This is a genomic window from Fimbriimonas ginsengisoli Gsoil 348 (assembly GCF_000724625.1).
Taxonomy (GTDB): Bacteria; Armatimonadota; Fimbriimonadia; order Fimbriimonadales; family Fimbriimonadaceae; genus Fimbriimonas; species Fimbriimonas ginsengisoli.
The window spans coordinates 4,585,086-4,601,098 of the sequence record NZ_CP007139.1 but is presented as its reverse complement, the minus strand read 5'-3'; the positions used below and the strand labels follow the sequence as shown (position 1 = coordinate 4,601,098).

The following is a 16,013-nucleotide window of genomic DNA, read 5'->3' as shown; positions in this document are numbered from 1 at the left end:
GAGGAAGGCCGGTCATTTCTTTGTACGTTTTGTACGCTGGTCAGGGGGTGTACAAAACGTACAAAGAAGTCCTTTCCAGATTGAGCGCAAAGATTCAACTGGTTGACGGACGCTGGGACTCGGGCGGGCCGCCCGAGATACACATGGGCGGGCCGCCCATGCCACTTTTTTGGGCTAGGCTTCGATGACTGAATCGTCGATTAGCGCTACCCAGCCGCCGGCGACGCGGCGGGCGGGCCAGAAGCCGGGGGGGAAGTCGGGGGTACCGTGGGCGTCGAAGATCGGCGCGCCGTCGGCAAGGGCCTCGCTTTCGAACGCGGATACGGATTGCTTGATGAGAGCCGGCTGCTCGCCCGGTTCCAGGCGAAGCAGCGTGATCTCAACGAAGCCGTCCATTCCTCTTTCGGCATGGAGCGCTCGGACTAGGCGCTCTCGATCGCGGGTGGGAATCGAGATTCGCATGTTTCTACTCTATCACTCTATTGTCGGAAATTCATTGCAAAACCGCAGGGGCCTAGAGTGGTTTGGGCCTATATCTCTCTACGCCTTGACAGGCGATGACGATTCAGCCCAGAAACAGTTCAGTCAGCGACGGATATTGCCGCTACCGGCCGCTGATCACCGAAGAACTGGGTGGTGATCGCTCTTACGGCCGCCGCTTCGAGGCGACCGGAACCGCGAGAATAGCACTCGACCAAAGCATGGGCGAGCGCGTCGATCGTCCTCCGAGCCCCATCGTGGTTGAGGATCGCGCGAGACTGGGCGGCGGCATCCAAGAAGCGAGCGTCGGCGGCTTCCGGTGAGAGGTCGTTGCCGGTTACATCGCCGTATCGATCCGCCAGTCGTTGACGATCGCACTCCGATTCGGCCCACGCCCGGCCGCGGGTTCGCCACAAAAGCATTTCCATCGCGTATCCGGCCGCGAAGATCGATTCTGCGTCGGCAAGCGGGGCGGGAGAGCTGGACCAACCTGGATCGGTATCCGCTTCATCGGAAACCGCCAAGTCTCCAACAAAGCATCCAAGCGTCATCGCGACAACCGCATGGGCGGCTTGATGATTGGTGGCAAAGAAGAGCTCGCGCTCGGATAAGGGGCGGGCGACCGTCTCTTCGGAGGTCATTTAGCCGGCCTCGTTACTCGAAGCAGGTTGCCGTCCTGCTCGACCTTGACCCGACAGCCAAGTTTGCGAAAAGCCGTGATTGTCTGTTTGCAATCGTTGGGATTGTCCGTGACGATACGGATCTCATTCTCGGTCCGCCTCGAAAGAATTTCGACGGCGGCCGCGCTAGCGTCTTCTGGTGACATACGGGACTCCCGGCCCCCGTTAGGAGTGCCTTGGATCGTCCCGAGTCCGCATTTGCTGTTCCCCCGTGAGAGCAAAAAAGGTGGGCTCGGTACAGCTACGTCTACAGTATAGATCAACTTCAACAACGGAAAAGAAAAGAGCCGCCGCCCCGCGGTGCGGGGCGGCGGCTCTTATTTTATTGGAGTGACTTCGGACGGGCGGTCCGAGCCACTTTGGGGGCTTTAGAGGCCGCCGCCGCCTCGCCCGCCGGGCTGGTCCTTCTTGACGAACGGCTTGCCGCTCCAATCCGCGATCTTCTTCTTCTGATCGTCGGTAAGGATCTTTCCGATCTCGTCGTTCATGATCTTGGTGTTCTTTTCCGTGGCTTCGGTGAAGCCTTGGCGATCGATTTCCTGGTCTCGCATCTTCTGGAAGAGAGCCTGCATCGCTTCGCCCTGCTTCTTCTGAAGCTCCGCGATCTTCGCCTTCTGGTCGTCGGTGATGCCGAGGTCCTTCTGGTAGTCGGCATTGCCCGCGATGGCGTTGCCTTGGAACTGGACGAAGATCTCCTTGAGCCGCTTCTGCTGGTCGGCGTCCAGGATTGCGTTGATCTCCTTCGTGTTCTCCTCGTTCAGCTTGGTCATCATGTCTTGCAGCTTCTTCTGGTCCTCAGCGCTGGGCGGGGTGCCCGGCTGGAACTGAATTCCGCTGTTCTGAAATGCGTCGCGCATCTTCTCTTGCTGCTTCTGCTGGACATCGGCAAGCTTGGACTTCTGATCGTCGGTGAGTTTGAGGTCCTCTTTGACGTCGGTTCGGCGAAGCAGGCTGGTTGGGCTCTGCTGACCAAATCGTCCGAAGCCGCGCTGGCCTCCGCGACCTCCACCCTGGGCCATGGCCCCCACTGCGAGAACCATTACTGAAAGAATGGCAATAGCTTTCTTAGCATTCATAGAAACTAACTCCCTCCGTTTTTCTTGTCGCCCTTGACCGTCCCGGTACCCGGCGTGACCGCCGGAGGGGGAGTGGTGGGCTTCTTAATCAAATTGTTTAAACCCTTCTGGGTGTCGGGGCTCATATCCTTCATCCCTTCTTCGCGCAGGCGCCTCGCCTCGGCGGGGTCGCGGACGATCCGGGGGGTAAGGAATACGAGCAATTCGGTCTTTTGGTCTTCCTTCGACCGTGACTTGAACAGGTTGCCCAGGAGAGGGATGTCTCCGAGGAGCGGAACCTTCTTTACTGAGGACGTCACCGTGGAGCGGATGATCCCGCCGAGGATGATCGTTTCGCCATCCTTAACCGAAACCGTGGTGTCGGCCGTTCGTTTGTTGACGATCGGAGCGTTGAAGGTGGTGAACCCTTGCAGGTCGTTCGCGGTCTGGCTGACCTCCATCGTCACGTAACCGTTGCTGGTGATACGCGGGGTGACGGTGAGGACGATGCCGACGTCTTGGAACGAGTAGCTGTAAGTGAAGTTGCCGTTCGCGTCCTGGCGGCTCTGCGTGATGTACGGCACGCTTTGGCTGATGTTGATTTCAGCCTGGACGTTGTTCGAAGTGAAGATTCGAGGCGTCGAAAGCACCTGGAACTTATCGTCTTGCTGGAGCGCGTTTAAGAACGCGCTGAGACTACCGCCGGTAAGGGTGTAGCTGAACCCGCCGAGCGCCGGAGTAGAGTTTTGAAGACCGAAGCCGGTCGTCGCGGTCGAGCTGGTGCTCTTCGTTCCGAACGGGTTGCTCTGAGCGAACTTCCATTCGACGCCGAACCGGTTGGTCTTGTCCAGGGTGGCCTCGGTAATGATCGTCTCGATCATTACCTGCTCGGGGATGCGGTCGATCTGCTCGATGATGCCGCGAATGATGTCGGCGTTTTCGGGCGTGGTGACCACGATGATGGAGTTGGTGTTCGGGTCGGAGATCGTGGTGACTTGTCCGGTGAGGTCTCGTACGTTGACGACATTTCCGTTCGCGTCGCGGGCGGCTTGCTGGCCGGAGGTTTGTCCGGGCCGGCGCTGGTTCTGACCCCCACCTCCGAAGAATCCACCGCCTCCACCGAAGCCCTGGGCGACGATGTTCGTCATCAGCTCCCCTTCGGTCGCGTTGGGATCCTGCAGCTCGACCGGAATCTCCTGGGCCATTGCGTTACCGGGGACGCCGATGTTGCCGCCGAGCCCGTTGTTCCGGCCGGTGTTCCCTCGGTTCGTGGCGTTATTGCCCGTATTGGGGCGGTTGCCGTTGTTGGCGCCGCCTCGGTTCGTGCCGGTGCCCTGACGCTGGCCGAACGCTTGGTTGAGCAGGCCGGCGACGTCGTCGGACTTGGCGTTACGAAGGGGGATCACGACGGTCGACGATTGCGACTCGACTTTTACGTCTAGCTCCGTGATTACTTTGGTGACGAGCGCCATGTTCTCCGGCGTCGCGGTGACGACCAGCGAGTTGGTGTAAGGATCGGAAGTGACGGTGCCGGAGCCGGCCGTTTGGCCCCGGATGGCATTGAAGAAGGCGCCAGGACCTTGGGTTGCTTGCGTCGTGGCGCCGCCTCGGCCCCGCGGAACGTTGGCGCTAAGCAGGTTCTGAACAAGGGCGAGCAGGTCATCCGAGGCGGCGTACTGAAGGTGGAACACCTTCGACTGCAGCGGTTCGTCTACGATCTTGTCGAGCTGTTTGATCAGGTCGCTCACTTGGCGCTGGTCGTTTTCGGGTGCATTGACGATCACCGAGTTGCTGAAGTCGTCAGACGAGGCCCGGACGTTTGGCTGATTTTGATTTTGCCCAAAGTTGAACCCGCCGGGGAACTGAAAGCCGCCTCGGCCTCCCGGACCACCACCACCGCGGAACTGGAACCCGCCTCCGCCACCGCCCTGACCAAACCGAGCGAAAGGATTGGTGCCGGCGCCCGAGGGAGTAAAGACGTCGTTCACCACCCGGGCGAGTTGGCTCGCGTTGGCGTACTTGATCGGATAAACCTGAAGCTTGTTCTGGGGTTGGTCGCCACCGCCACCCATCAGACCCGCCAAGGCGGAAGGGTCGAAAGAGGGTCTGCCGGCGTTCGCATTCTTGTTCTTCTGGCGAATAACCAAAAGGTTGCCGTCCTTCGCCATGTCGAATCCCTTGAGGCTGAGCGTGGTGCTCAGGATCTGAAAGGCGTCGTTGAGGCTAACCGGCTTGGCGCTGGTGAGGGTGAGACCGCCGACGAGGTTCGGGTCTTTGACGATGGTGATACCGGTCGCCTTCTGGTACATCGACAGGATCATGTCGATGTTGCTGTTCCGGTAATCCAGCTTGATCCGGGACTTCGGATTGAGCTTGAAGTCCTCCCACGGCCGGCCGGTTTCTCCATTCGCTCCGGTTACGAACTGTCCCATGGCCATGACGGGCATGAGCAGCGCTACTGACATCCAACTTCGCTTGATTTTCACAGTTCGTTCCTAATTCCCGCCGTTGTTAAACCCGCCGCCACCATTGTCGAATCCGCCGCCGCCACCGCGGTTTCGGCGGCCACCTCGGCCTCGGCCACGGCCTCTGCCCTGGAAAGTGGCGTCTGGCTGAACGCTGAGATCGGTAACCGGGTTATTGCCGATGCCATTACTATTATTCGCCGTCGCGGGGTTTCCGTTCCCGGGAAATCCGCCATTGGGAAAACCGGTACCGGGAGCTCCATTTCCGATGGCGCCGGCAAGAGCGGGTCCGGGATTAACCGGGGCCACGCCGACCCCACCGGCAACGACGCTCGAGGGCTTCTTGAGTTCAGTAACGTCCCCAAGTTTGACGGTCTGGGTGCCGCCGGGGCCGCTGACCACGATCTTCTCCGGCGTCAGCTCCTTGACGGTCGAGTGTTTCCAGACATCTCCTTTCTGTACGTAGAGCGCATCGCCGGTGCTCGGGTTCTCCAAGAGACCTTGCGGCTGGCCGTTAAGCACCACGTAACCGGTGTAGCCCCACCCCGCCTGACCATCGGCGTTCTTCGGGTCGAACCCGAGGATCGGCCCATTGAGAGCCGCCTTTCCGCCGAGAGGGTTCTGCTTAACGATCAGTGGCCGGTAGGTGTTCTGTGGCGGCTCCGTAAAGGAGGCGAATTTGGCCGTCTTATCCTCGGGCAAAAAGAGGGTGTTCGTCGCGACCGGCTTGGTCCTCTTTTTGGTGGGACCGGTCGCGACCACCGGGGGCGCCGGGAACGCGAGGGTGTAGACGACGTACAGGCCGAGGATCGAAGCGGGGCCTAGAAGCGCCCAGGAAACTTCCTTTCCAAAGAGTTTAGGCATGGGAGGTCACATCCTTGCTCGAGCTGAGCGGAGGGCCGTTCGGATTGAGGTAGGCGACGACACCGATATTGGCGGTTACCTGGTCGGAGTTAGCGTCGGAGGCGGAGATTTGGATGAGGTTGACGGCGAGGCGATTGCCGAGCTGGTCGATCTCGCGCTCAAAGGCGAGGACGGCGGGATAGGAGCCCTGGACGGTCACCAGGTAGGGAAGAGTCGTCAGGGCGTCGACATTGATTCCTCGTTGGGGCCGGACATTACCGAGCTTAACGCCATTCTTCTTGGCAAGCGCGGTGACTTGCTTGAGCACTTGGGTGCCGATTTCCTGCGGTTTGCCGCTCCAGGTGGCGGCGTCGATCGCCTTGTTCTTTTCAGCGATCGCCTCGATCGCCTTGCCGATATTGGTCTTCGTCATTCGAAGATCCCGTTTGGCGTCGGCGACGGCCTTGGTCGAGGAGAGCGGATGGGTGTTATTGTAAATGCCGAAGGCGAGGGTCCCGGCAAGAACCACGATGGCGGAGACCGTGATCAAGCTGGGAAGCATGTCTTGCCGGTCGCGGAAGTTGATCATTTCGATTTCACCGGTGCGGAGGCGCCCTTCTTCGCAAAGGGGTCGGCGAGGGTCAGGTTGCCGACCGGGAAGGCGGAGACGCTGAACTGCACGACCGGAATCCCTTCGATCTGGCCGCTGCTGGAAAATCCGACCAGCTTTACGTCGCGGAGGCGAGGCTCGGCGGAGAGGCGTTGCATGTAAGTGCCGACCGCCTCGCTCGTCTTTGCGACGCCGCGGGCGGTCACCGGCTTTCCGCGCTCGGCGGTAAATCCGTTCAGCCAAATCCCCTGGGGAACCCGATTCGCCATCAGGACGGCGACGTCGCCGAGCCGTTGCGCCGGCTGGAACGCCCGGTTGACGGTGTCCTCGTTCTTGGTGGCGACGTCGAGCTCCTTTTCGCGCTGCTTTAGCTTCGTTTTGGCGTCCGACGCGTCCTTTTGCGCCTTGCCGATCTCGGCATCGACTTTGCTGCCGGCGGAGATCCGGTCGTTGGCTACAAATATCAGGGTCGCCAGAGCGGCGGCGGCGAGCACGAAGGCAGTGCGCCGGTGTTTGTCCCGCCCTTGCTTCAGGCGGAGATCGATGGCTTCGGGAAGCTCCAGGTTGAGGCCGAGACCGTGCACGTAGCCGTCGATCAGGGCGGCGAGGGGCGAATCGTTCGTGTCGAGGTCCGGCGCTTTGAGCACCACTCCGTCGGCGGCCACGATTTCTCCGCAAGGGATGCCGGCCACCGAGTAGGTGCGGCATACCTCGGCCTCGACGGCGGCGGAGGAGGGAACGACCCGACTCTGCCGGAGCTGGTTGTCCAGCACGATATCGATCCCGATCCCTTCTTGATCGCGGCTTACGATAGCGGCGTTTTGCTGCTGAAGCGCGCGGGCAATGCTGACGGATCCGATGGCGACGGGGACGACGGCGAGCACGCGAAGGCCGGCGGACTTAGCGTCTTCCCGGATCCGGCGGAGCTCGGTGGTGGGTACCGCGGCGACGATGGCAAGCCGCCCTTCCTGATTTAGGTCGTCGGTGACGTGGAAATCGATCGCCAGCTCGACCGGACCGAGCGGAAAGAGGTCGGCCATCCGCATCATCAGGATCTGCCGGATGTCGTCCGCGGAGGCGTTCGGAACGCGCGTGGTGCGGACGAAGACGGACCGGCGGGAGAGTGCGACGACGACGTAGCGGCCACCGTAGGTCGCGCCGACGGTCGCCAGATCTTGAAATGGTTGGGAAGACCGGGTTCGAGGATCGTAAACGGTTAGTCCGCGAGCGGAGTACTCGATGGCCAGGTCGGGAGCAGGGCCACCCCGCTTCGGGGCCGGGAGGCTGTTCAAGCTGCCTCCTTTAGAGTCGTGTCGACGTTGGTGTCGGTCGGCCAGTTCCAGCGAGTAATCATATCGTTGAATGGCTGATCCTGAACCATTAACAGCTTGGGGGTCCCATTTTCCACGTCGATAAGCGCGAGAACCGCAACCGACGTTTGTCCGGAGGTTCCTACGATTCGAACATAGAAGGTTTGGGACGAAGCGGTCAGGAGATCCGCGCACTGGGAAAGCACTTGCGACGTGATGCCCGGTACCTGGGTGACTTCACCTAACGAGGCGAACCCTTGGGTTTGGCGTTGAACGATGGCGGTGGCGAGGTCGGGCGTGATGCCGGGAACGGTCTGGAGTACTGACTCGGGGGCCGTGTTGATATTAATTCTCCCTAGCTGGCGCGGTTGGGCGTCGGTGGCGAGGTTGTCGAGGACCTTAGCGAGGTCGTCCGCGCTGGACGCTCTCGCGCAAATAGCGCCGACGGTGGCGAAGGTCGGCTGGGGACCCTGGGCGGGTGCGATCTGATTGAGAAAGTTTGCGCTGAATCCAAGCGCTTGGAGGCGTTGCCGCCGGTTTGCGGCGCCGGCCGCGCCGCCGACATTAATCAGCGCCTGACCCTGCGGGTTTAGGCGGGCGGAGTAGGAAACCGCGGTGAGCAGATCGGCCAAGGGCACGGTGTTGCCGTTGATATCCGTCGGTAGCGGGTTGCTGGTCTGCACGTCGGTTCTAAGTTCGTAAAGAATCTTGGCGGTCAGCCCTTTTACTTGGAGCAGCTCATCCACCGTCTCGAAATTGGCGAGTTTGGCGTTGTACGGCTCCGCAAGCGCATTGTAGTAATCGTCTTTCGCTCCGAGTGGACGTGCGGCGGAGCCAGTTGTTCGGTAATCGAGGATCGAAGCTATTTCTTCGGGCGCTAAAGGGAGCTTGTTCCATTGATCTTCGGTGGCCGAGTTGATGTTCACGAACGAACTGGCGTCGACGATCTGGAGCCGGAACGAAGCGTTTCCGACAATGAATTTCTCGCTGCCGGTCTGCCCGAGGGTCGCCCAATCGTCTTGGAGAGTGATCGCTCCCGATTGGCTCGTCGTGTTTCCGGTCGTAGTCGTCGTTTGGCCGGACTGGCCCGGCGCTGGGATGGTCGCCAGAACGGCGATTGCGCGCTGAATTCCGGCGAGGGCGGCGAGGTGGGCGCGTTCCCGCTGCTGGCGGCTAATCTGCGAGCGGAATGCCACCCGCTGATTGTTGGCTACGCTGGCAACGACGGCGACGAGGCCGGCGAGAATCACCAGCGTCACGACAAAGGCGCTTCCTCTCTGTCGTCGTTTCATCCTGCGGTCTCCTGTTGAACCGGATTGAGGGTCGTGACGTCGCTGGCCGGCACTTGCACGACAAGGATCCGGTCTTTATTTTCGTCGCTGAGCCGGTAGGTCACCCGGACTGCGGCAGGGAGGCGCTTGGTGGTCATCGTCCGGGTATCCCAGGTGGTGAGCCAGTCGGTTCCGTCGAAGAATTCGAACTTGAGGGTGTCGACGTTCGGTTGGACCAGCGACTCGTAACCGCCTTGGGTCGGATCGCCGTCGGCGGGACGTTGCTGACGAAGAAAAACCCCGCTCTTACCGGAGGCGTCGCCGATTGCGATCGTCGAGAGTGAAATCTCCCCAATTCCGCCTTGGGGGCCGACCTTTTGGTTTTGAGTTTCGAAGTCGTCCGTCGAGTCGAGCAGACCGGCATCGACCCGGAGCCCGGCGGCGGTGAAAATTAGCGTGTCCGCATTGCCGCTCCCGGCTACTGTCTGCATGTCCTGACCGTTGCCTACGCTCCCGATGAAAAAGGAGGCGGTTTGGTTGGCATCCGACGAAAGGTTGGCGTGGCGGATGAGGTCGGTGACGCGCTCTTCAAATGCGATCGCCTTTTGCGACTCTTCCCGGCCAACCCGCATCTTGGAGTCGTAGTCGATCGTGCTGACGTAGGCTCGGCTCACCCCCACCATCAGGATGCTGACGATGAAGACGGTGATGAGCAGCTCGACGAGGGTTAGGCCGCGCCTCATTGCGTCGCCCCCGTAGTGTTCGTGGGCGGCACGTACAGCAGAGTCGAGACCACGGACTCGGGCGCATTTTTGGCGGGATTGCCGGCGTAGCGAACGGTCACGGTGATGGCGTCGAGATTCTCAACCCCGCTGGGGGCTTCCTCGCTGCTCCATACGAACCGGTCGTCGTCGCGATCTTTGAAGTCGCCATTTTGGGGAGCGGTGATGTTGTCGCTGGTGGAGACGAGCTCATCGAGCTTCTGCATCGCGAGACGCTGCATCTGGTCCTGGTCGCGGAATCGCGATTCGGTCCGAGTCATGGAAGCGAGGGCGCCGAGGACGGCGACGATTCCCCCGGTGAGGAGCGCGACGGCGACCAGCGCTTCGATGAGGGTGAAGCCTTTAGTTGGTCGTCGTCCGGTGCTCATAATCTCCTGCGGGCCAGCGCTCCTCGGTTGCGTCGGGAAGCGGCCCCCGGACTAGCGTGGCAACTCCGTTGCGGTCGACGACCAGCGAACGAAGCATGCCGGCGTCGTTGGTTTCCACTCCGCCGCCGTCGCTATGGCCGTCGGAATAGAAGTGAAGGGTCCAGTCGCCGGCGCTCTTTTGCTGTCCGTCGGCTTGAAACGCCTGAATTTGAACTGGATTCGGCACCGCCAGCGAAGTGATCGTCTCGTCATCTTGATTGACGCGTTCGATGGAGGCGATCAGTTGGTGGGCCGAATCGTCGTACGTGAGCTTTGTCGTGACTCCCTGATTGCGGGCGGCGTCTCTCGTCTGGCCGGCGATATCCGGCAGGGCATTGACAAAAGTCCGCACCTGCCGGCTCGCGAGCATGTTCGAGAGGTTTGGCGTGACGAGGGCGGCCAGGACCACGATAATCGTGATCACGACCGACACCTCGATCAGAGTAAAGCCACGGCGAGATTTAGCCATTCTCTGTGAGGTCGGCGTTGTAGCCGTCACCGCCTTGGGCCTTATCGGCGCCTAGACTGGTGATAGTGTACGAGTTCGGGTCGCCGCTCGTGCCGGGGTATTCGTATTGATACGCCGTTCCCCACGGGTCGACGGGCTGGCTCTCGGGCATTCCTTTCAGGTACGGGCCTTTCCAGCCTTGGACGTCGCCAGGGGCAACCTGGAGGGCGGTAAGTCCCTCGTCGGCGGTCGGGTAACGCCCGCAGTCGAGCTTGAACGCTTCGAGAGCGCTCGATAGGTTCTTCAGGTCGGATTTGGCCGCCCCGACTTTGGCGTCGTCTGTTCGGCCGATAACCTTAGGCACGATCAACGCGGCCAGAATGGCCAGGATCAGGATGACGACGAGGAGCTCGATAAGGGTAAAGCCCCGCCGCTTCATTCCATTGATTTTCTTTTTCATATGTTCCTCTCTTCCAAAAGCTTTCTATTCTGCATTCTCACGGCGACTTTATTTCACCGTGTCTCCCGCCGCGTAGATCGGCAGGAGTACCGACAGGACGACGAAGCCTACAAAGACTCCCATGGTCAGGACGATGATCGGCTCGACCATGGCGGTCAGCCGTCGCATGCCGTTGTCAACCTCGAAGTCGAGGCTGTCCGAGACGCGGTTAAGCATCTTCGGAAGGTCGCCGGTCTCCTCGCCGATTGCGACCATGTGGGTCAAGACGGGTGGAAAGGCCCCGGCGTCTCGCATAGCTTGCGCAATTGACACGCCTTCGCGGACTTCGGCTTCCACTTCCTCGGCGCTTCGCTGGAAAACCCGGTTTCCGGAGGCTAATCCGGCGATGTTGAGCGCCTGGAGGATCGGTACGCCACCGAATACGAGGGTCGCCAGAACGCGGGAAAACCGCGAGACGGTCGCCTTGCGGATCACGGGGCCGACGGCAGGCATCCGCATGATCAGGGCGTCGCGTTGATACCGGCCGCTTTCCGTGCCGGCCCATGCCTTGTACAGCACGACCGCCGCCACGATTCCGCCGATGATGAAATACCACTGCTGGGTGATGAACGCGGTCATCGCGAGCAGAAGCTTGGTGCTGGCCGGGAGGTCGTTTCCGAGTCCCTTGAAGACGCCCGAAAGGCGGGGAACGACGAAAGTGAGCAGGAATACCACCACGAAGACGGCGGTGCTGGCGAGGATGCCGGGATACACGAGCGCGGAGGTGATCTGACTTCGGCGGGCAACCTCGTTCTCTTGGAAGTTGGCGAGGCGCGAGGTGACGTCGGGAAACTGGCCGCTGGCCTCACCGGCTTTCAGGGTTTGGGTGAAGACGGAAGGGAAGAGCTTGGGATAGGCGGCGAGGGCGTCGGACACCGGCTTTCCGCCCCGGACCTCGTCTAAAGCGTTTTCCGCGACCTCGGTGAGGGTGATGCTCTCCGACTGCTCGGAGACGACTTGGAGGACCCGGTCCAAAGGAAGGCCGGCTTCCGATAGGTCGGCAAGGCGGCGGGTGAAGAGGGCGAGATCGCCTCGGGAGACTTTGCCCTTGCGCTTGGCGACTTCGTGCTTTGCGGCGGAAGTCGTCTTGGTGCGGGTCCCTTCCTCCTTGATGTCGAGCACGAACCGGCCGGTGGCGGAAACGGTCTGAATAGCCGCCTCTCGGCTGGAGGCGTCAACGAACCCGGTCTTCTTTTGACCGGAGGGTTCGAGGGCGACATAGGAGAAAGTGGTCATTTCGATTGCTTGATTGTTGGATTGCTTGATTGCTCGATTGCTTGATTGCTCGATTAATAAGTTGAATCTAGCAATCGAGCAATCAAGCAATCAAGCAATGTCAGAAGTCTTCTCGTTGCGAGACGCGGAGGACTTCTTCGGGAGTGGTTTTGCCGTTGAGAACCATTAAGCGGCCGTCACCGAGAAGGGTTCGCATTTCCTGGGTTTCGATCGCGTGCGCCTTCATGGCGCTCGAGGAAGCCCGGTCGATCGTCATTCGCTTGATCGTTTCGTCTACGACGAGGAGCTCGTAGAGCCCCTGCCGGCCCTTGTAGCCGGTGCCCTGGCACTTTTCGCATCCCCGTCCGCGGCGGAAGTTGGCGTTCGGCTCGTGGCCGGTCAGGCCGATGGCGGCGAGCAGGTCCGGCTTGTGGGCGGCAGGCTCGGAGCAGTTCGAGCAAACCCGGCGAACGAGCCGTTGGGCGACGACGCCGACGAGGGAAGAAGCGACGAGGTACGGTTCGACGCCCATGTCGAGCAGACGGGTTACCGCGCCGGCGGCGTCGTTCGTGTGGAGGGTGGAGAAGACGAGGTGGCCGGTGAGCGACGCATGGATGGCGATCTCGGCCGTCTCGTGGTCACGGATTTCGCCGACCATGATTACGTCCGGGTCTTGCCGCAAGAAGGAGCGAAGGCCGCTAGCAAATGTGAGACCGATGTTCGGGCGAACTTGGATTTGGCTGATGCCGGGTACCTGATACTCGACCGGGTCCTCGATGGTGAGGATGTTAGTGGCGGGAGACCAGATCTCTTGCAGCGAGGCGTACAGCGACGTCGACTTACCGGAACCGGTGGGGCCGGTCGCCAAAACGATGCCGTGGGGCAGCGAGATGATCTTTCGGAATTTGGTGAGAACGTCGGCTCCCATGCCGAGCTCTTCCAGGCCGAGGAGGGCGGTTCCTTTATCCAGCAACCGCATGACGGCGCGCTCGCCGAAGACGGCGGGGACGATGGAAAGCCGGATGTCGATTTGCCGGGCGCCGACGGTGATTTTGATGCGGCCGTCTTGCGGGAGCCGGCGCTCCGCGATGTTCAGTTCGCCGAGGATCTTAAGTCGGGAGATAAGCGCGGCGTGCATCCGCTTAGGCGGGCGCATCATGTCGTGGAGCATGCCGTCGATTCGGTAACGAATCTTAACTTCCCGCTCGTACGGTTCGATGTGGATGTCGCTCGCTCCGTCTCGGGCCGCCTGCGCGAAGATGGCGTTTACCATCTTGACGACGGCCGAATCGTCGGCCATTCGCAAGAGGTCGGCGAGATCGGTGGATTCGTCGACCTCCGCCGCTCCCGCCTCGTCGCTGGTAGCCAGTCCGCTCAGGATCTTTTCGAGGAAGAATTCCTGGATCTTGTTGTCGATCAGATTGGCGTCGGCGAGGACCGGGGTGACGGGACGCTGAAGAAGGATGCCGAGATCGTCGACGGAGCCGAGCGATTGCGGCGAGCCCATCGCCACGACCAGAGACTCTCCGTCGAACCCGAGCGGCAGCACCTTGTTCTTCATGGCGAAGTCGCCGGGCGCCAGGGCGATGGCGTCCGGATCCGGCTTTACCAGGTTCAGGTCGACAAACTCGTACCCGTCGACCATGGGAGCAGGCTCCCGGGGGACGGAGGCGGTTTGGCTGAGGGAAAGGTCGAGACTCATGGGTGATTTGGGTGGGGCCGGTAGGCGGTCGTATCGTTGGGGGGAAGTGACGTGACGGGAAACGAAATGTTCACCTGCGGGGAATGAAACGCGAGCGAACCTCGCGCACACGCGTCCACCTTACCGCTGGGTTACGTTGAATCTGCGGAGGAGGTTCCGGATGGTCCATGTAATTGCGGCAAGCCCGGCAAATCGACTTTCGTGCAGGGAGAGGACGCATGCTTCTTGCATCTGAGTTCGCCTGCTTCGCGTGGATTCGACCGCATCCCGCCGGAGGGGTCGCACGTATACCGCTTCTGGGCGTGATGCGAGAGCTTATATAGATTCTATTGAAGTGGAAACAAAGACGTTAACTGACGCAAAGGAAAGTGTTAGGGGTGCGTTCTTATGCGGAAACTCACAAAAAAGGAGCTAGTCGATCCTAGGCAGGAATCGGCTGATGTTGTACATTAGATCAGGCAAGTTGTCTCGTAGTCGGAGCCTTGAAGGGCACGTTATTGAGATTTCTTTTGTTGATATGCAACGAAAAGGAATGTTTGGTGTAGGCGACGGTATCCGGCCCGAGCCGTGACCTCTTGGTAGTCCAGCGTTAGGAATTCATTAAGGGGTTATTTACCGCTATTTGATCGTTTTATCTGTAAAGGGATAGGGAGTGAGATGAATTCGTTTTGTTGGATGGCTCGCGGAGTGGCGGCGCCATTGATTGTTATGGCGGCCGTTCAGGCCGATGCCGCGCGGGTCCACGCTTCGGCAATGTTGGTTTCGTGCACCGGACCGGCTATCGTGGCCGACGCCCCCAGACCCTCGGAACCGGGACGAAACGACCCGGCGATGCCGGGGAGCCGCGTGTGGGCCGGCTATACGACGCGAAAGGGAAGCCCCATTTCCCGTCGGCGAAAACGCCGCACGCGTTAGCGAGAAGCTTCTATTGGCCCTGGTGGGCGAGCAGGGACTCGAACCCTGACGTCTTTTGGACACTGGAACCTAAACCCAGCGCGTCTACCAATTCCGCCACTCGCCCAATCGAATCTCAGAGGATACCCTTCGGGCGGATTTCGTTTTAGGGCGCCACTCGGCGGAAATCGAGCCAAAAGTTGGACCGCCTTCCCTTTTTTGCGGCGGAAAGCCATGATCCGGGTGAATCAACATTGATTCACGTGTGAATCACCGTTGAGTCAACTTATAGTGCGTCACAAGCAATGACGCGCGACAACCACAGTTGGAATGGCCGCCGGTCGATGACGCTCCGGGACGTCGCCCGCTCCATCGGAGTGAGCGAGTCGACGGTGTCCGTCGTGCTGAACGGTACCCGCTCTGGCACCCGCGTTTCCGCCACAACCCGACTGAGCGTGATCCAAGCGGCGGAAAAGCTGGGGTACCGGCCTAACGCGCAGGCCCGGTCGCTTCTTACGGGTCGAACGAACCGAATTGGCATCTATTCCGGGCGTAGCCGTCTCACGGCAAGCGGAACGTTTTTTGCCGATCTGCTTGGAGGCATCTTCGAAGGGAGCGGCGAGGTCGGTATGAACACGGTCGTCCACACATCGGGGAGCGAGCCGGACAAGCTGCTCGATCTGGTTTCGGACCGCGCCATCGACGGCCTGATCATTCACGCGCGGGCGGACGATCCGATCGTTCCGATGCTCGATGAGCTCAAGGTGCCTACGGTGGCGGTTGTGGACGCGATCGACTTTTTGCCGTCGGTAACCGCGGACGACGTGAGTGGGGGACAGATGCAGGCTCGGCACCTGGCGAGCCGGGGGCATCGACACGTTTTATACAAACAGACGGCCGCGACCGCACAGTCGGCGATTACTCGGATGGAGGCGTTCGTCGAGTCGGCGAGCGCGCACGGAATCCGAGTGACGGTTCACGAGGGCCTTGACAACGTCTCGCCCCTGACCGATCGCGATCTGCAGGTTCTGACGGACGGGGACAACCGGGCAACCGCGTTGGTCGGTTGGAACGATTGGCAGGCGTGGGCCGCTTGTGCCGTGCTCCGAGAGCGCGGCATGTCGATACCCGGAGAGGTCGCCGTCATCGGCTTCGACGGTTTCGAATTCCGCGATTTCAACATAACCTCGATCCGGGCGCCGTGGCGCGAGGTCGGAGGGACCGCGGTCTCGATCTTGTCGCGTCTGCTTTCCGGCGACGCCGTACCCGCCTTAACGAACCTGCCGGTCGAGTTCGTTCGAGGGGAAACCACTTGATTTACACCTGCCTCATCGACAGCGACTTTGCTGTCC

Annotated in this window: 15 protein-coding genes and 1 tRNA gene; 1 reads left to right on the top strand and 15 read right to left on the bottom strand. The window is 60.8% G+C overall.

All coding sequences use genetic code 11. From position 1 onward, the window contains the following. Positions 1-174 precede the first annotated feature (174 nt). The 15 genes from OP10G_RS20700 to OP10G_RS20620 form a co-directional block, all read right to left on the bottom strand. Positions 175-462: a hypothetical protein gene (locus OP10G_RS20700; protein ID WP_025228526.1), complete on the bottom strand. Its 288-nt coding sequence runs from the start codon at positions 460-462 to the stop codon at positions 175-177. A gap of 119 nt (positions 463-581) precedes the next feature. After that, entirely contained in the window at positions 582-1,121 is a 540-nt protein-coding gene (locus OP10G_RS20695; RefSeq protein ID WP_025228527.1) for a hypothetical protein, read from the bottom strand. 407 nt (positions 1,122-1,528) lie between these two features. Then, a complete protein-coding gene (locus tag OP10G_RS20685) occupies positions 1,529-2,200 on the bottom strand; it encodes a Spy/CpxP family protein refolding chaperone (RefSeq protein ID WP_025228529.1) in 672 nt (223 codons plus the stop codon). 41 nt (positions 2,201-2,241) lie between these two features. Continuing rightward, positions 2,242-4,680, bottom strand: coding sequence for a secretin N-terminal domain-containing protein (locus OP10G_RS25215; protein ID WP_084179574.1), 2,439 nt, complete (start codon positions 4,678-4,680; stop codon positions 2,242-2,244). Positions 4,681-4,710: 30 nt separating this feature from the next. Next, positions 4,711-5,544 carry a hypothetical protein gene (locus tag OP10G_RS20675; RefSeq protein WP_025228531.1) on the bottom strand — a complete coding sequence of 278 codons (834 nt, stop codon included), beginning with the start codon at positions 5,542-5,544 and terminating at the stop codon, positions 4,711-4,713. Beyond that, positions 5,537-6,112: a type 4a pilus biogenesis protein PilO gene (pilO, locus tag OP10G_RS20670; RefSeq protein ID WP_025228532.1), complete on the bottom strand. Its 576-nt coding sequence runs from the start codon at positions 6,110-6,112 to the stop codon at positions 5,537-5,539. The genes OP10G_RS20675 and pilO overlap by 8 nt, the downstream gene beginning before the upstream one ends. Beyond that, positions 6,109-7,425 (bottom strand): PilN domain-containing protein, encoded by a 1,317-nt coding sequence (locus OP10G_RS20665; protein ID WP_025228533.1) that lies wholly within the window; start codon positions 7,423-7,425, stop codon positions 6,109-6,111. Before OP10G_RS20665 ends, pilO begins: the two co-directional genes overlap by 4 nt. Then, positions 7,422-8,735, bottom strand: coding sequence for a type II secretion system minor pseudopilin (locus OP10G_RS20660; RefSeq protein WP_025228534.1), 1,314 nt, complete (start codon positions 8,733-8,735; stop codon positions 7,422-7,424). Before OP10G_RS20660 ends, OP10G_RS20665 begins: the two co-directional genes overlap by 4 nt. Further along, on the bottom strand, positions 8,732-9,457 hold the full coding sequence (locus OP10G_RS20655; protein ID WP_025228535.1) for a PulJ/GspJ family protein: 726 nt from the start codon (positions 9,455-9,457) through the stop codon (positions 8,732-8,734). Before OP10G_RS20655 ends, OP10G_RS20660 begins: the two co-directional genes overlap by 4 nt. Continuing rightward, positions 9,454-9,864, bottom strand: a complete 411-nt coding sequence (locus OP10G_RS20650; protein WP_025228536.1) for a type IV pilus modification PilV family protein — start codon at positions 9,862-9,864, stop codon at positions 9,454-9,456. The genes OP10G_RS20655 and OP10G_RS20650 overlap by 4 nt, the downstream gene beginning before the upstream one ends. After that, on the bottom strand, positions 9,839-10,372 hold the full coding sequence (locus tag OP10G_RS20645) for a prepilin-type N-terminal cleavage/methylation domain-containing protein (RefSeq protein WP_025228537.1): 534 nt from the start codon (positions 10,370-10,372) through the stop codon (positions 9,839-9,841). The genes OP10G_RS20650 and OP10G_RS20645 overlap by 26 nt, the downstream gene beginning before the upstream one ends. After that, on the bottom strand, positions 10,365-10,811 hold the full coding sequence (gspG, locus tag OP10G_RS20640) for a type II secretion system major pseudopilin GspG (RefSeq protein ID WP_025228538.1): 447 nt from the start codon (positions 10,809-10,811) through the stop codon (positions 10,365-10,367). Before gspG ends, OP10G_RS20645 begins: the two co-directional genes overlap by 8 nt. 48 nt (positions 10,812-10,859) lie before the next feature. Continuing rightward, the gene (locus OP10G_RS20635; protein WP_144241281.1) at positions 10,860-12,086 is read right to left on the bottom strand and encodes a type II secretion system F family protein; all 1,227 of its coding nucleotides are present in this window, start codon (positions 12,084-12,086) and stop codon (positions 10,860-10,862) included. Between the two features lie 100 nt (positions 12,087-12,186). Then, the gene (locus OP10G_RS20630; RefSeq protein WP_025228540.1) at positions 12,187-13,767 is read right to left on the bottom strand and encodes a GspE/PulE family protein; all 1,581 of its coding nucleotides are present in this window, start codon (positions 13,765-13,767) and stop codon (positions 12,187-12,189) included. Between the two features lie 935 nt (positions 13,768-14,702). Then, positions 14,703-14,788: transfer RNA gene (locus tag OP10G_RS20620), tRNA-Leu, on the bottom strand. Positions 14,789-14,966: 178 nt separating this feature from the next. On the opposite strand from OP10G_RS20620, the gene OP10G_RS20615 reads away from it, so the two are divergent. Continuing rightward, positions 14,967-15,977 (top strand): LacI family DNA-binding transcriptional regulator, encoded by a 1,011-nt coding sequence (locus tag OP10G_RS20615; protein WP_025228542.1) that lies wholly within the window; start codon positions 14,967-14,969, stop codon positions 15,975-15,977. Positions 15,978-16,013: the final 36 nt, after the last annotated feature.

What these genes read in the sequence shown, in the direction of transcription:
- OP10G_RS20700 (WP_025228526.1), bottom strand. Translation starts at nt 462, where the DNA reads ATGCGAATCTCGATTCCCACCCGCGATCGAGAGCGCCTAGTCCGAGCG.
- OP10G_RS20695 (WP_025228527.1), bottom strand. Translation starts at nt 1,121, where the DNA reads ATGACCTCCGAAGAGACGGTCGCCCGCCCCTTATCCGAGCGCGAGCTC.
- OP10G_RS20685 (WP_025228529.1), bottom strand. Translation starts at nt 2,200, where the DNA reads ATGGTTCTCGCAGTGGGGGCCATGGCCCAGGGTGGAGGTCGCGGAGGC.
- OP10G_RS25215 (WP_084179574.1), bottom strand. Translation starts at nt 4,680, where the DNA reads ATGTCAGTAGCGCTGCTCATGCCCGTCATGGCCATGGGACAGTTCGTA.
- OP10G_RS20675 (WP_025228531.1), bottom strand. Translation starts at nt 5,544, where the DNA reads ATGCCTAAACTCTTTGGAAAGGAAGTTTCCTGGGCGCTTCTAGGCCCC.
- pilO (WP_025228532.1), bottom strand. Translation starts at nt 6,112, where the DNA reads ATGATCAACTTCCGCGACCGGCAAGACATGCTTCCCAGCTTGATCACG.
- OP10G_RS20660 (WP_025228534.1), bottom strand. Translation starts at nt 8,735, where the DNA reads ATGAAACGACGACAGAGAGGAAGCGCCTTTGTCGTGACGCTGGTGATT.
- OP10G_RS20655 (WP_025228535.1), bottom strand. Translation starts at nt 9,457, where the DNA reads ATGAGGCGCGGCCTAACCCTCGTCGAGCTGCTCATCACCGTCTTCATC.
- OP10G_RS20650 (WP_025228536.1), bottom strand. Translation starts at nt 9,864, where the DNA reads ATGAGCACCGGACGACGACCAACTAAAGGCTTCACCCTCATCGAAGCG.
- OP10G_RS20645 (WP_025228537.1), bottom strand. Translation starts at nt 10,372, where the DNA reads ATGGCTAAATCTCGCCGTGGCTTTACTCTGATCGAGGTGTCGGTCGTG.
- gspG (WP_025228538.1), bottom strand. Translation starts at nt 10,811, where the DNA reads ATGAAAAAGAAAATCAATGGAATGAAGCGGCGGGGCTTTACCCTTATC.
- OP10G_RS20635 (WP_144241281.1), bottom strand. Translation starts at nt 12,086, where the DNA reads ATGACCACTTTCTCCTATGTCGCCCTCGAACCCTCCGGTCAAAAGAAG.
- OP10G_RS20630 (WP_025228540.1), bottom strand. Translation starts at nt 13,767, where the DNA reads ATGAGTCTCGACCTTTCCCTCAGCCAAACCGCCTCCGTCCCCCGGGAG.
- OP10G_RS20615 (WP_025228542.1), top strand. Translation starts at nt 14,967, where the DNA reads ATGACGCGCGACAACCACAGTTGGAATGGCCGCCGGTCGATGACGCTC.